Annotated in this window: 9 protein-coding genes and 5 pseudogenes; 7 read left to right on the top strand and 7 right to left on the bottom strand. The window is 62.9% G+C overall.

Translation table 11 applies throughout. From position 1 onward, the window contains the following. Positions 1-33: 33 nt before the first annotated feature. Both YO9_RS0108605 and YO9_RS0108600 read left to right on the top strand, forming a co-directional pair. Positions 34-692: pseudogene (locus YO9_RS0108605) on the top strand (uracil-DNA glycosylase). Positions 693-837: 145 nt separating this feature from the next. Beyond that, entirely contained in the window at positions 838-1,182 is a 345-nt protein-coding gene (locus YO9_RS0108600) for a YchJ family protein (RefSeq protein WP_031272940.1), read from the top strand. Between the two features lie 30 nt (positions 1,183-1,212). Here YO9_RS0108600 and YO9_RS0108595 read toward each other — a convergent pair whose 3' ends face one another. Both YO9_RS0108595 and YO9_RS20800 read right to left on the bottom strand, forming a co-directional pair. Next, positions 1,213-1,827 (bottom strand): PIG-L deacetylase family protein, encoded by a 615-nt coding sequence (locus YO9_RS0108595; protein WP_016997115.1) that lies wholly within the window; start codon positions 1,825-1,827, stop codon positions 1,213-1,215. Next, positions 1,791-1,934 (bottom strand): hypothetical protein, encoded by a 144-nt coding sequence (locus tag YO9_RS20800; RefSeq protein ID WP_317259799.1) that lies wholly within the window; start codon positions 1,932-1,934, stop codon positions 1,791-1,793. The genes YO9_RS0108595 and YO9_RS20800 overlap by 37 nt, the downstream gene beginning before the upstream one ends. Before the next feature lie 82 nt (positions 1,935-2,016). Between YO9_RS20800 and YO9_RS0108590 the strand changes: the two genes are divergently transcribed. Then, the gene (locus tag YO9_RS0108590) at positions 2,017-2,526 is read left to right on the top strand and encodes an O-acetyl-ADP-ribose deacetylase (RefSeq protein WP_016997114.1); all 510 of its coding nucleotides are present in this window, start codon (positions 2,017-2,019) and stop codon (positions 2,524-2,526) included. A 129-nt stretch (positions 2,527-2,655) separates the two neighbouring features. Here the strand turns inward: YO9_RS0108590 and YO9_RS0108585 are convergent. After that, positions 2,656-3,640 (bottom strand): annotated as a pseudogene (locus tag YO9_RS0108585) (malate dehydrogenase). A gap of 138 nt (positions 3,641-3,778) precedes the next feature. Between YO9_RS0108585 and tpx the strand changes: the two are divergent. After that, a complete protein-coding gene (tpx, locus tag YO9_RS0108580) occupies positions 3,779-4,276 on the top strand; it encodes a thiol peroxidase (protein ID WP_016997111.1) in 498 nt (165 codons plus the stop codon). A gap of 151 nt (positions 4,277-4,427) precedes the next feature. On the opposite strand, the pseudogene YO9_RS0108575 reads toward tpx, so the two are convergent. The 3 genes and pseudogenes from YO9_RS0108575 to YO9_RS0108565 form a co-directional block, all read right to left on the bottom strand. Beyond that, positions 4,428-6,638 (bottom strand): annotated as a pseudogene (locus YO9_RS0108575) (NADP-dependent isocitrate dehydrogenase). A 126-nt stretch (positions 6,639-6,764) separates the two neighbouring features. Beyond that, on the bottom strand, positions 6,765-8,351 hold the full coding sequence (locus YO9_RS0108570; RefSeq protein WP_016997110.1) for a cation:proton antiporter family protein: 1,587 nt from the start codon (positions 8,349-8,351) through the stop codon (positions 6,765-6,767). Positions 8,352-8,399: 48 nt separating this feature from the next. Next, positions 8,400-8,882, bottom strand: coding sequence for a LapA family protein (locus YO9_RS0108565; protein ID WP_016997109.1), 483 nt, complete (start codon positions 8,880-8,882; stop codon positions 8,400-8,402). Positions 8,883-9,197: 315 nt separating this feature from the next. Between YO9_RS0108565 and YO9_RS0108560 the strand changes: the two genes are divergently transcribed. The 3 genes and pseudogenes from YO9_RS0108560 to YO9_RS0108550 all read left to right on the top strand — a co-directional run bounded on the left by YO9_RS0108560 (position 9,198) and on the right by YO9_RS0108550 (position 13,734). Continuing rightward, on the top strand, positions 9,198-10,979 hold the full coding sequence (locus tag YO9_RS0108560) for an ABC transporter family substrate-binding protein (RefSeq protein WP_016997108.1): 1,782 nt from the start codon (positions 9,198-9,200) through the stop codon (positions 10,977-10,979). Positions 10,980-11,099: 120 nt separating this feature from the next. After that, positions 11,100-12,635 (top strand): ABC transporter permease subunit, encoded by a 1,536-nt coding sequence (locus YO9_RS0108555; RefSeq protein WP_016997107.1) that lies wholly within the window; start codon positions 11,100-11,102, stop codon positions 12,633-12,635. Then, positions 12,632-13,734, top strand: a pseudogene (locus YO9_RS0108550) (ABC transporter permease). Before YO9_RS0108555 ends, YO9_RS0108550 begins: the two are co-directional and overlap by 4 nt. 29 nt (positions 13,735-13,763) lie before the next feature. On the opposite strand, the pseudogene YO9_RS0108545 reads toward YO9_RS0108550, so the two are convergent. Further along, positions 13,764-13,961, bottom strand: a pseudogene (locus YO9_RS0108545) (PH domain-containing protein); the annotation flags it as partial.

Here is a 13,961-nt window from a genome sequence, read left to right as displayed (position 1 = left end):
GGACGGCGCGAGCGGCGTCGGCGACCTGAACGCCTGTGCAGCGTGTGCCGGGCCTGCGAGCGGCTGGTCGAGTGGCGGGAGAGCGTGGCAGAGCACAAGCGCGCATCGTTTGCCGGTGAGCCGTACTGGGCAGGCCGGTCCCGTCCTTTGGCGATCCGGACGCCAAACTCGTGATTGTCGGACTGGCACCCGCGGCCAACGGTGGGAACCGGACCGGTCGGATGTTCACCGGGGACCGCGCGGGCGATTGGCTCTATGCGGCGCTGTATCGAGCCGGTTTTGCGGCTCACGAGACGGTGACCACCGCGGGAGACGGGCAACAGTTACGAGGGGTGCGCATGATTGCTCCCGTTCGGTGCGCCCCACCCGCCAACAAGCCGTTGCCCGCGGAGAAGGCGGCGTGCAGCGGATGGATCGACCGCGAATTGACCCTCTTGCCCGATGTTGAGGGGATCATGGCGCTGGGCGGTATTGCGTGGCAAACCACGCTCGCCGCCGCCGTGCGGATGGGCTGGGAGGTTCCAAAACCTCGACCGAAGTTCGGCCACGGTGCCGTCACTGAACTGAAGCGACCGGACGGTCGACCCGTGCGGCTCGTGGGCTGCTATCACGTGAGCCAACAGAACACGTTCACCGGTCGACTGACCGAACCCATGCTCGACCAAGCCATCGCGCTCGCGGCGGGTGCATGAACCGAGACACCACCCGGACCCGGGCGACCTGAAGGCCCGGCGACGTGGCTGACAGGCCAGCTCGGCCGCCCCGGGACAGCGGTAAACTTCGACGAATGAGTGTGTGTCCCTGCGGCGGAAATCCGGCCGGTGCGTCCTTCGAACAATGCTGCGAACCGGCACTGAGCAATCAGCGCTGGCCCGAGACCGCCGAAGCCTGATGCGCTCGCGGTACACGGCCTTCGCGCTGGGCAACCAGGATCATTTGTTCCGGACCTGGCACCCGTCGACCCGCCCCGCGGAAGTATCCGCGGATCCGAGCACGGAGTGGCTGGGCCTGACCATCCACGAGACGGAGGCGGGGCAAGCGAAGGATGAGAGCGGCGTCGTCGAATTCACGGCGCGCTATATCGCGGCGGGACGAGGGGACAGCCAACACGAGGTGTCCCTGTTCCGCAAGCGCGCCGGCCGGTGGATGTACGTGGCGGCCATGACCGACGAAGAGACGTGACCTCGACGGTCCCGACTGCCGGACCGGGGATCAGCGCATTTTGTACAGCTTGATGCCCAGGGCATGATCCACTCCGGCGGCCTGACCGGCTTCCGAGGTCATGCCCGTGATCATCTCCTGGGGATCCGGGTGGCTGCCCAGCGCCGCAAGGTACTGCTTGTGGCAGCGCAGCGATTCGACCGCGGCGTTAATGTTGGCCTCGGACAGCTCGATCGCGTAATCGGGCTCCACACCGCTGACGATCAGACGGGTGACGCCCCAGGGTTCCAGGTTCTCTTCGTCCATGAGCTCACGGAAGACCCACGGATTGTCAGCGTCGCGGATGGCGTCCAGCGTGGCTAGCCCGGCCACCCTGTGGTCCGCTTGATTGAGGCCCCACGCGGCCATCACGTCCCAATTGATGGTGACCACGGTGTCCGGCTTGATCTTCCGGATCTCCCGAGCAATGCGTTTGCGGATGTCCAATCCGGATTCGAGCATGCCGTCCGGCAGATCCAGGATCGTGAGTTTTTCGACACCCACTGCGGCACAGGCCTCCCGCTGTTCCTGAGCTCTCAAAGGGCCGACGTCGCTCGGATCCTGGTCTCGGATACCCGCCTCACCCGCGGTCAGCAACAGATAGGAGACGCTCGCGCCGCGCTCCACCCATCGGCCGCCGCGGCGGAACCGCCGTACTCCATGTCATCCGGGTGCGCGACCACGCACAGCACGTTCTGGACCTGGGAATCGTCGAAAATCGGAAGATCAGCCATGCCCTCAGCCTAGGCACGTGGACGCTCCGCGGCCAGGGATTCAGCCCCTGGCATTCGAGGGCCGTGAGCGTAGGGTGAAGCCATGGACGTTCAGATCGTCAAAGGTGACATCACCAAGGTTCAAGCAGACGCCATCGTCAACGCCGCCAACTCATCGCTGCTCGGTGGCGGGGGAGTGGACGGTGCCATCCACCGGGCGGCCGGCAAGCAGCTGTTGGAGGAGTGCAAACGGTTGCGCGAAAGCACTCTCAAGGACGGCCTCCCGCCGGGCCAGGCCGTGGCCACGGACGGTTACAACCTTCCGGCCCGATGGGTCATTCATACGGTGGGTCCGGTCTTCGCCAAGAAGACCGACCGCAGTGACATTCTGGCCTCGTGCTACCGGGAGTCGCTGCGGGTGGCGGATGAGATCGGTGCGAAGTCCGTGGCGTTCCCCGCCATCTCGGCCGGGATCTACGGGTGGCCCATGGACAGCGCCACGGAGATCGCCGTGCGAACGGTACAAGAAGCGGACACGTCGGTGGAAACCGTCATCTTCGTGCCCTTCTCCAACGACGCCGAAGAGATGTTCCACGAAGCACTTGGCCGCTGAGCAGCCGAACCGGGGCCAAGCGTGAGGGGAGGATTGTGCTGAAAATCGCCACGATCTCTGCACAATCCTCCCCTCAGACTGCGTGCCTGCGGTTTCCTCACATCAGGCCGCTCACGTTGGGCCGGAAGCTTAGATCAGTCCCAGTTCCTTGACCGCCGTGCGCTCCGACTCGAGTTCCTCGACGGACGCGTCGATGCGTGAACGGGAGAAGCCGGAGATATCCAGGTCCTGCACGATCGACCAGTCGCCGTTGGACGTGGTCACCGGGAACGAGCTGACCAGGCCTTCCGGTACGCCGTAGGAACCGTCCGACACAACCGCCATGGATGTCCAATCGCCCTCGGGCGTGCCGCGGAACAGATCGCGAGCGTGGTCCACCGTGGCGCCGGCCGCAGAGGCTGCGGATGAAGTGCCGCGCGCCGCCAGAATTTCCGCACCGCGCTTGGCAACCCGCGGAATGTACTCTTCCTCGACCCACGAGTGATCCACCAGATCCAGTGCGGGCTTGCCGCCCACCGTGGTGTGGCTCAGGTCCGGGTACTGCGTGGCGGAGTGGTTACCCCAAATGGTCATGCGCTTGATGTCGGTCACCGGTGCTCCGGTCTGGTGCGACAACAGCGACTTGGCGCGGTTGTGGTCCAGCCGGGTCAGAGCGCTGAAGCGCTCGGCGGGGATGTCCGGGGCGTTCTGTTGGGCGATCAGAGCGTTGGTGTTGGCGGGGTTGCCCGTGATCACCACGCGGATGTCGTCCGCGGCCACCTTGTTCAATGCCGCACCCTGTGCCGTGAAGATGGCACCGTTGGCTTCCAACAGGTCGCCGCGCTCCATGCCCTTGGTCCGCGGACGGGCCCCCACGAGCAGCGCGAGGTTGGCGCCGTCGAAGACCTTCTCGGGATCGTCACCGGTCTGCACATCCGCGAGCAGCGGGAACGCGCAGTCCATGAGTTCCATGACCACGCCGTCCAGGGCGCAGGGCCTGGGGGATCTCCAGCAACTGCAGGCGAACGGGCTGATCCGGTCCGAACAGGTCACCCTGCGAAATGCGGAACAGCAAGCTGTAGCAGATCTGGCCTGCGGCTCCGGTGACGGCAACGTTGACGGGTTCTGGACTCATGAATCCTCCTGAGGCGCGGTGGGACACCTGTGATGCGAATGGGTAGTGACTTACGACACTAGCAGCGGGAAGTTCAGCGCACGGCTAAAGATGGCGAAAGATGCTGACATGACGCGTGGCTCACAGCACAATGAAGACATGGCAACTACCGCATTTCAGGGAAACACCGTCCACACCTCCGGCGAACTGCCCGACGTGGGCACCACCGCACCCGCTTTTGATCTGGTGGGTTCCGATCTCGGCCCCGTGACTTCCCAGGATTTCTCTGGCAAGCGCGTGGTCCTCAACATCTTCCCGTCGTTGGACACCGGCGTGTGCGCCCAGTCCGTGCGTGAGTTCAACGAGCGCGCGGCAGCACTCGACAACACCGCAGTGGTGTGCGTGTCCAAGGACCTTCCGTTCGCTCACGATCGCTTCTGCAGCGCCGAGGGCATTGAGAACGTCACCACCGGTTCCGCATTCCGTTCCAGCTTCGGCGAGGACTACGGCCTGGTTCAGACCGACGGCCCGCTCGAGGGTCTGCTGGCCCGCGCCGTCGTGGTTCTCAACGAAAACGGTGAGGTGGTTTACACCCAGCTCGTCGACGAAATCACCGACGAGCCCGATTACGACGCCGCTGAGGACGTCTTGTCCTAAACAGTCACCTCTAAGGGGCGGGGCCTTTCGGTCCCGCCCCTTTTTCGTGCCCGGTTCCTCGACGTGGGGAACCACGGCGAGAATGACGCCGCCGCGCCGCCCCCGAAGAGGCGACGCGGCGGCGTCGTCGATCTGGAAACGCGCTACGCGATCAGGCGCTGAGCGAATCCACGATCTTGTTGAGCGTGGCCGAGGGGCGCATCACGTTGGAGGCCTTCTCGTTGCTGGGCCAGTAGTAACCGCCGATGTCGGCGGGCGAACCTGAACCTCGAGCAGCTCCTTGAGGATGGTGTCCTCGTTGGAACGCAGCTCGGAGGCGACCTTCTCGAAGGCCTTGGCCAACTCGGCGTCCTCGGTCTGCTTGGCCAGTTCCTCGGCCCAGAAGAGCGCGAGGTAGAAGTGCGAGCCGCGGTTGTCGAGCTCGCCGGCCTTGCGGGACGGGGACTTGTTCTCGTTGAGGAACGTGCCCGTGGCGCGGTCCAGCGTGTCCGCCAGAACCTGAGCCTTGGGGTTGTCATAACGAGTGGCCAGGTGCTCGAAGGAGGCAGCCAGGGCCAGGAACTCACCCAGGGAATCCCAACGGAGGTGGTTTTCCTCGACGAGCTGCTGCACGTGCTTGGGAGCGGAACCACCGGCACCGGTCTCGAACAGACCGCCGCCGTTCATCAGCGGAACGATGGACAGCATCTTGGCGGAGGTGCCCAGTTCCAGGATGGGGAACAGGTCGGTGAGGTAGTCACGCAACACGTTGCCGGTCACGGAGATGGTGTCCTCGCCGCGGCGGATGCGCTCGATCGTGAACGTGGTGGCGTCCACGGGGGAGAGGATCCGGATGTCCAGACCGTCGGTGTCCTCCTCGGCCAGGTACTGGTTGACCTTTTCGATCAGGTTGCGGTCATGGGCGCGGGACTCGTCCAACCAGAACACGGCCGGCATGCCGGACTCGCGCGAACGGCGAACGGCCAACTGGACCCAGTCCTTGATGGGAGCGTCCTTGGCCTGGCACGCGCGCCAGATGTCACCGGGCTGAACCTCGTGGGACATCAGGACCTCGCCGGCCTGGTTGACGACCTGCACGGTGCCGGCCTTCTCGATCTCGAAGGTCTTGTCGTGCGAGCCGTATTCCTCGGCCTTCTGTGCCATGAGGCCCACGTTGGGAACGGTGCCCATGGTGGTGGGGTCGTAGGCGCGTTGGCGCGGCAGTCCTCGATCACGGCCTGGTACACACCGGCGTAGGAGGAATCCGGCAGCACTGCCAGGGTGTCCTCCTGCTGGCCCTCACGGCCCCACATCTTGCCGGAGGTGCGGATCATGGCGGGCATGGAAGCATCCACGATCACGTCCGACGGCACGTGCAGGTTGGTGATGCCCTTGTCCGAGTTCACGTACGCCAGCTCGGGGCCGTTGTTGATGCCCTCTTCGATGGCGGCCTTGATCTTGTCACCGTCGGCCACGTTGGACAGGCCGGACAGGATGCCACCCAGGCCGTCGTTGGGGGACAGACCGGCCTGAGCCAGCTGATCGCCGTACTGAGCGAAGACCTCGGGGAAGAACGCCTTGACCACGTGGCCGAAGATGATGGGGTCGGAGACCTTCATCATGGTGGCCTTGAGGTGGGTCGAGAACAGCACGTCCTCATCCTTGGCACGGGCACCTGGGCCTTGAGGAACTCGTCCAGAGCAGCGGCGCTCATGAAGGTGGAGTCGACCACTTCGCCCTTGAGCACGGGCACGGATTCCTTGAGCACCTCGGTGCCCTGATCGGTGACCAGCTGAATCTTGAGGGTGTCATCGGCGGGCATGACCACGGACTGCTCGTTGGCGCGGAAGTCGTTCTGACCCATGGTGGCCACGTTGGTCTTGGAATCAGCGGACCATTCACCCATGGAGTGCGGGTGCTTCTTGGCGTAGTTCTTCACGGCCTTGGGAGCACGGCGGTCCGAGTTGCCCTCGCGCAGCACGGGGTTCACGGCGGAACCCTTGACCTTGTCGTAACGGGCGCGGATGTCCTTGTCCTGCTCCGTCACGGCCTCTTCCGGGTAATCCGGAATGTCGTAGCCGGCGGCCTGGAGCTCGGCAATGGCTGCCTTGAGCTGCGGGATGGACGCGGAGATGTTGGGAAGCTTCACGATGTTGGCTTCCGGGGTCTTGGCCAGCTCGCCCAGTTCGGTGAGGGCATCGGCCACGCGCTGCTCTTCGGTCAGGCGATCCGGGAACTGAGCGGCAATGCGGCCGGCCAGGGAAATGTCCCGAGTCTCCACCTCAACACCGGCGGTGGACGCGAAGGCCTCGACCACGGGCTTGAAGGAATAGGTGGCGAGCAGGGGCGCCTCATCCGTCTTGGTGTAGATGATCTTAGGCATGGGGCAATGACTCCTTGGTTTGACGGTCACTGGACTGCCCTCCAGCCTACCCCGTGGTGGGGGCCACACCCGCTGAGTTTCAATCCTGTGCAGCGGGTGAATTTCGCCGTTCGAACGGGCGGGAAGTCAGCTCTCGGGGTGCTCCAGGTCCTCCTGCGCCTCCACGGCCAGCGCGAGTCCAGCGCCGGAGTACAGATTGATCACCGTGTTCACGCCCAATTTCTCCAGCTCGGCCACTTGATCCTCGTATTGCGCTACTGCGGCCACGCGGCCGGAGAAATCCGATTTGTGCAGTTCGTGCAGCGCGGTCAGGTTGGCGTCGTGGAACGGCATGGCCAGCACGGCAACTTTCACATGGCCGGTCGCGGAGATCCGGTCCCACACGTCCGCGTCCGTGGCGTCCGCATTCTCGACGTCGTAGCCCCGCTCCCACAGGTGATGTGCCCTCACGGGGTCGATCTCGAGCCCGACCACTTTGTGTGAGGTGGTGATGGTGAACTCGTTGTAGGTCGCCGTGCCCACTCGGCCCATCCCCATGACCAGGACGTCCGCCCGCGTCAGGTCCAGCGGCCGGTCCTCGGGGTGCAGCTGATCCTCGGGTGCTTCCGGGACGGAGCGCAGCAGGGCGGTGGTGATCAGGCTGCCGCGACGGTTGAGCACCGTGGACACCACGAAGCTCAGGGCCACGGCACATGCGAGCATGACGAGCCAGTCGTCGTCGAGCATGCCGGAGGCCACTGCCGTGGCACCCACGATGAGAGCGAACTCCGAATAATTGGCCAGGGCGAGGGCCCCGCGGACTGCCGTGCGCCGTCGTAGCCCGCAGAGCGTGAGAACCGCGGCCATGATCGCGGACTGCAGCGGGATCAACAGGCACAGAATCACGGCCATGATGACCATTTCCAGGCTAGGCAGTCCGTAGAAACCGATGCTCACGAAGAACCCCACGAGCAGCAGGTCCTTCACGGTGAGGATCGACTTGGCCAGGTCCCGGGCTAGCGGATGGGAGGCCAGAAGCACGCCCACCAGGAGAGCCCCTAGATCACCCTTGAGTCCCGTGACGGTGAAGGCCCACCAGCCCGGAACCAGCGCCATGACCACGCCGAACAGGGCCAGCAACTCACCGTGCCCCAACCGGGACCACAACATCCGCGCAAGCCGGGTGACCGGCCAAAGCAGTGCGAGTACCAGCAGCGCCCAGGGGGAGGGGAGGTGGCCGCTGGAGATGGTCAGATACAGGACCGCGGCAATGTCTTGGAGTACCAGAATGCCCACGGCCACGCGCCCGTACAGGGAGTTCGACTCGCCGCGCTCGTCCAAGATCTTGACCACCAGAACAGTGGATGAAAAGGACAGAGCAAAAGCCACGAGCAGTACCGTGCCCAGAGTTTCACCGGCCAGCTCCAGACCGGCCAGCATCATGAGCCACAGGACGCCCGCACTGGCCACGGCGCTCACGACCATGTGAATGCCGCCGGCAGCCCACACCTCTTTACCCAGCAGGGTGCGGACGTCCAGCTTGAGCCCGATCCCGAACAGCAGCAGCGTGACACCGAGCTCGGACAACAGCTCCAGTTCGTGCAGCCGTTCAACACCCAGGCCGTTGAGCAGAAAACCGGCCGCCAAGAACCCCAGTAGGGGTGGCAGCCGAATCAGATGCGCGAACGCCCCCAGCCCCATGACCACCACCAGGTAAATGGCAACGGTGGTCATGACTCAGCCGTCCTGTGCGCTGAGTTGGGCCGGGGGCGTCATGATCGCTTACCGGTTGAGGGTGTCCTGGATCCGCGCGCGTTCCTTCTCGAGTTTGCGCACGCGGTGGCCCAGCGTAAACATGCGCACCGATCCCACGAGCGCCATGACCAGTGCACCCGCCACGGCGGAGAGCAGCATGGCGACACCGAGTGGCAAGCTGAACTGCCACGCCATGTATTCGAATCGCGTGGACACGTTGTTCTGGATGATGAAGATCAGGAGCAGGATCAGGATGATCACGCCCAGGATCAGCGCGGCCCACACGATGCCGGACACGCCGCGCTTCTTGGGTCCGTCCAATGTGGGATCGGTTGCGCGCGCGGTGCGAGTGTCGTGCTGGTCGCCGCGGGTCGATTCCACCGACGACGACGTCGCGCGGTCGCGTTCCACGCTGCGGTCTCCCACGTTTGGTGCGCCCGAGTCGAAGGATTCACCGGTCTCTGACGGCTCACGCCGAGGCTGTACGGGGTCCTGCGGGTGCTGAGTCATGACGGTTCCTCCCGGTAGCTGTACTTGTTGAGACCAGCGTAGTCACAGGATGAGTCAAGAGAGACAGGAGCCGTGGTCAGAACGGATTTCGTCTCAATCAGGCAGTTGGTGTTTCGGGATTGTGACCAATGGGTAACAAATGAAGCGGATTTGTCGGACACGGACAACTAGTAGGCGTGTTCATGGTGAACGACCGGTAACCTAGATCTCACTTGTGAGGTGAAACACACTTCACGCACAACTCATCCAATTCACGGGTGGAAGCACACCGTGGTGCCCCACCGATCGTGACACCACACCAGGAGAGATACCGTCATGGGAAATTACACCTTTAAGGGCAAGGCAGCTGTTTCAGTTGCTGCCATTGCCGCACTGGCACTGTCCGGCTGTGCCAACGTCGGCGGCGGCGGAGACGAAAACGGCGGCGGTGACAACGGGGGCGGCCAAGAGGGCGGTGTCGTGACCGTTGCTGAGACCAACGCGTTCACCGCAGTCAATAACGCCACGGCTGCTACCAACCTGGACATCAACGGCAAGATCGCGAACGCCACGCGCGAGGGGTTCATTTACGTGAACCCCGCGCAGGAAATTGTGCCCAATGAGGGCTTTGGCAGCTACGAGAAGACTTCCGACGATCCCTTGACCGTCGAGTACACACTGAACGATCCGGAGTGGTCCGATGGCAATGCCATCGACAAGGCCGACATCATGCTCTGGTGGTCGATCCTGTCCGGCTACCACAACGATGAGGACGCCGAGGCCGAAACGGGTACCAAGTACTTCAATATCGCAGGATCCACGGACATCATGGGCAAAACTGATAAGCCCGAGTTCTCCGAGGACGGCAAGTCCTTCACCATCACCTATGAGGAACCTCAGTCTGACTGGGAAATCGCCTTTGACAACGATTACCTGCAGCCGGCTCACGTGGTTGCAGAGCAGGCCGGCATGACCGAGGACGAACTCCTTAAGACGCTGGAGGACTCGCCCGAAGGTAATCCCGAGGATCCGCAGGAACGTCCCGAACTTGAAGAGATCGGCAAGACCTGGGCCGAGGCCTTCCAGTTCTCGGACAAGCCGGAGGACGAGAGCCTGCTGGTCTCCAACGGTCCGTACAAGATCAACGACATCGTTGAGAACAACTCCGTGACCCTGGTCAAGAACGATAGTTACACCGGTGACAACGCGGGCAAGCTCGATGAAATCACGGTGCGCACCATTGGTGACGCGACCGCTCAGATCCAGGCACTGCGCAACGGCGAAGTCGACATCATGGCTCCGGGCAACGTCAACAAAGACACCATCGACCAGGTGAACGAGTTGGACAACGTGGAGGTCATCCAGGGCGGCCAGCTTGCCTACGACCACCTGGACCTGAACTTCGGCGCGGACACCTTTGAGGATCAAGCAGTCCGAGAGGCATTCCTGAAGACCGTTCCGCGTCAGCAGATCGTCGATCAGCTCATCAAGCCGGTCAACGACGAGGCCTCCGTGCTGAACTCCCAGATGTGGGTCACCAGCCAGGAAGAGTACGGGAAGACCACCGAGGAGAACCAGGCAGAAGACCTCTACGGTGACGTCGATATCGACGGCGCCAAGGAACTGCTCGATGGCAAGACCCCGACCGTGCGGATTCTCTACAACAACGAGAACCCGCTGCGCGTGGATACTTTCCAGCTGATCAAGGAATCCGCAGAGCAGGCCGGCTTCAAGGTTGAGGACTTGGGTGACCCCAACTGGTCGGAGAAGCTCGCGGACGGTGACTACGATGCATCGCTGTTCGGCTGGGTCTCCCCGGGTGTGGGCACTGAAATGTTGTCCCAGATCTTCAAGACCGGCGGTGGCGGTAACTACAACAAGTACTCCAACCCCGAGGTGGACAAGCTCACCGACGAGGCTCGTTCCAACCTGGACAAGGACGCTCGAGATGAGCAGATTGTCCAGATCGACAAGCACACCTTCGAGGACGGCTACGGTCTGCCGCTGTTCCAGTCCCCGGGCTTCTTCGGAGTGTCCGACCAGATCGACGGTGTGACCGAATACCAGCCCAACCAGGACGGCGTGTTCTGGAACGTGTGGGAGTGGTCGCGTAAGTAAGGCGCACGAGCTCACTTGAAGGAGCTAACCGTCTAGTGTGCATGGCGTGTTGCGAGTCCGTGGGAAGTTGACGCGGTCTCGCAACACGCTGTCACCCTTACACCCTCACAAGGCAGCGACATGATTTCTTACATTCTTCGACGGCTCGTCACGGCCGTTTTCATTCTGCTGGGTGCCTCATTCATCGTTTACATGATGACGGCGGCATCGGGCGACCCGCTCTGGGATTTGTACGGACACCCCAACGCGGCCCAATTGATTCCTGCGCGAACCGAAGCCTTGAATCTCGATCAGCCACCCATTCTTCGCTACTTCACGTGGCTGGGTGGCGCACTGGGATGCCTCGCACCATTTACGGACACTTGCACTTTGGGCTTGAGCCGCGAGGGTATGGAAGTGACCCAGATGCTGGCCTTCGCCATGGGCCAGACCATCATGCTGGTGACCGCAGGAACCATCCTGGCCATCGTCATCGGTATCACGCTGGGCATCGTTTCAGCCCTTCGCCAGTACTCCGGACTGGACTACGGCATCACGTTCTTCACGTTCTTGTGCTTCTCTCTGCCGAGCTTCTGGTTGGCGGTGCTGCTCAAAGAAATTGTGGCGATTTCCTTCAACGACTTCTTACAAGACCCGGTCATGTCCCTAGCCAGCATCCTGGCTATCGGCGTGGTGGCCGGGTTGATCTGGTACCTCGTGTCCTTCGGGAAGCTGAAGACTCGCATCCTCATGGGGGTGCTGGGATTCCTGGTGACCTCGGGCATCGTGTACTTCGTGTTGGCGACCAACTGGTTGACGGCGCCGTTCCTGGGCATCCCCTTGATCGGTCTCACCGGTGTTCTCGTGGCCGTGATCACGACCATCCTTATTTCGGGGCTGCGTAATAAGCGCGCTCTCTATGCGGGCCTAGCAACCGTACTGGTGGGGCTCGCCCTTTATTTCCCGGTCCAGAGCTTCTTCCGAGGCGCAGGCCTGCTGACCGTGATCATCCTGTGCCTGGTCATGATCGCCATCGGTGCGGCCATTGGTTTCTTTGCCGGTGGTTACGACCGAGGTCAGGGCATGCGCGTGGCCGGTATCACCGGGTTCTTCGTGGCGCTGCTCATCATCCTTGACCGCTTCATGCAGTCCTGGCCGAACTACTTGGACTCCGGCCACATCCGAGGGCGTCCGATCGCCACGGCCAGCGCTGCAACACCAGGTCTGACCGGTGATTTCTGGATCATGGGCATCGACCGGTTTACCCACCTGTTGCTGCCGACCATTGCCCTGACCTTGCTCGCACTGGCGTCTTACTCCCGTTACTCGCGGGCCTCCATGCTCGAGATCATGGGCCAGGACTACATCCGTACGGCCCGCGCCAAGGGCTTGTCCGAGCGCACCGTGGTCATGCGTCATGCCTTCCGTAACGCGCTGATCCCGTTGGCCACCCTGGTGGCCTACGACATCGGCGCTCTCATCGGTGGTGCGATCATCACTGAATCCGTCTTCGCGTTCACTGGTATGGGCCAGTTGTTCGTGCAATCTGTACGCAACGTGGACCCCAACCCCGTGATGGGTGTCTTCTTGGTCACGGGAATCGTGGCAATGGTCTTCAACCTCATTGCTGACCTCGTGTACTCCGTTCTCGACCCGCGTGTGAGGGTGAAAGCATGAGCCAGCCGCAGCAAATTGACGTTCAAGAGGCCGAGAACCTTGGTCCCATGGGCGAGCCTCGCAACGACGTCCAGGGAAAGAGCCAGGGGCAGCTAGTCCGCCAGCGGTTCTTCGGCAACACGGGTGCGGTCGTTTCGCTGATCGTTCTCCTTTTCATCGTCCTGCTGGCGATCACGTCCATTGGCATTGGACCGTCCCGGGCTGGTGGAAGTGGGATCCTGACGCGACGGGAACCGTTGTCAATGGCGGCCGTCCCACACTGTCACTTCTGCCTCCGAGCCTGGGCGATCATCCCTTCGGTCAGGACAACCTGGGCCGAGACCTGTTCGCCATGACCATGCAGGGAACGCAGTACTCCCTGATCGTGATGGTCGTGGTGGGTGTGATCGCTGGCATTCTGGGCACAGTGGTCGGTGGCCTTTCCGGCTACTTCCGCGGCTGGACCGAAGCCATCCTGATGCGCCTGACCGACGTGATCATCATCATCCCGCTGGTGATTCTGGCGGCGTTGCTGGGGCGAATGGCCATCTCCTTTGTGCGTTCCACCGGGTTACCCACGGTCGCCACGGTCATCGCCCTGGGCTTGCTGATCGGTGCGGCATCGTGGCCACCGCTGGCCCGTCTGGTGCGCGGTGAGTTCCTGTCGCTGCGCGAACGCGAGTTCGTCGACGCCGCTCGGCTCGCCGGCGCGTCCAGCGGCCGCATTATCTTCAAGCACATCCTGCCCAACACCGTGGGTGTGATCACCGTGAACATCACACTGTTGATGTCCTCGGCGATTCTGCTGGAAACTGCGCTGTCCTATCTGGGGCTCGGTATCCAAGCGCCGGACTGGTCACTGGGCCGTCTCATCAGCGAGAACCAAACAGCGTTCGCGACTCGGCCGTGGTTGTTCTGGTGGCCCGGCGTGTTCATCGTGACCATCGCGTTGACCATCAACTTCATTGGTGACGGTCTGCGAGACGCGTTCGATCCTCGCCAGCGCAAGTTCAACCCCAAGAAGGCTCGCGAACGCGGCGAACATCGCAACGAGCGTGGCGACGTGGATGCCGGTACCAACGCCAACATGCGCGGTGCCGTCAACCGGGCCACCCGATGAGTCAGTCATCGGCGCGCGCGTCGTGGGTATCAGGCTGTGATGAACAGGGCGATACCCACGACGGCCAGTGCCAACGTCACGGCGAGCGGCGCCGGAAGGTAACGGACGCGCACGGGTTCCAGAGCGGCGTCGTCGCGGGTGAAGACGTCCAACTCGCCGGTGTCGATCTTGCGCTGCCACAGCGTGCGAATGTCGTTGGCTGCGGTACCCGAACGGGTACCGGCCAG

It is taken from the genome of Kocuria atrinae C3-8 (genome assembly GCF_000286355.1).
Classification (GTDB): Bacteria; Actinomycetota; Actinomycetes; order Actinomycetales; family Micrococcaceae; genus Kocuria; species Kocuria atrinae_A.
The sequence above is the reverse complement of the archived record's forward strand: the minus strand, read 5'-3'. Positions and strand labels throughout refer to the sequence as shown.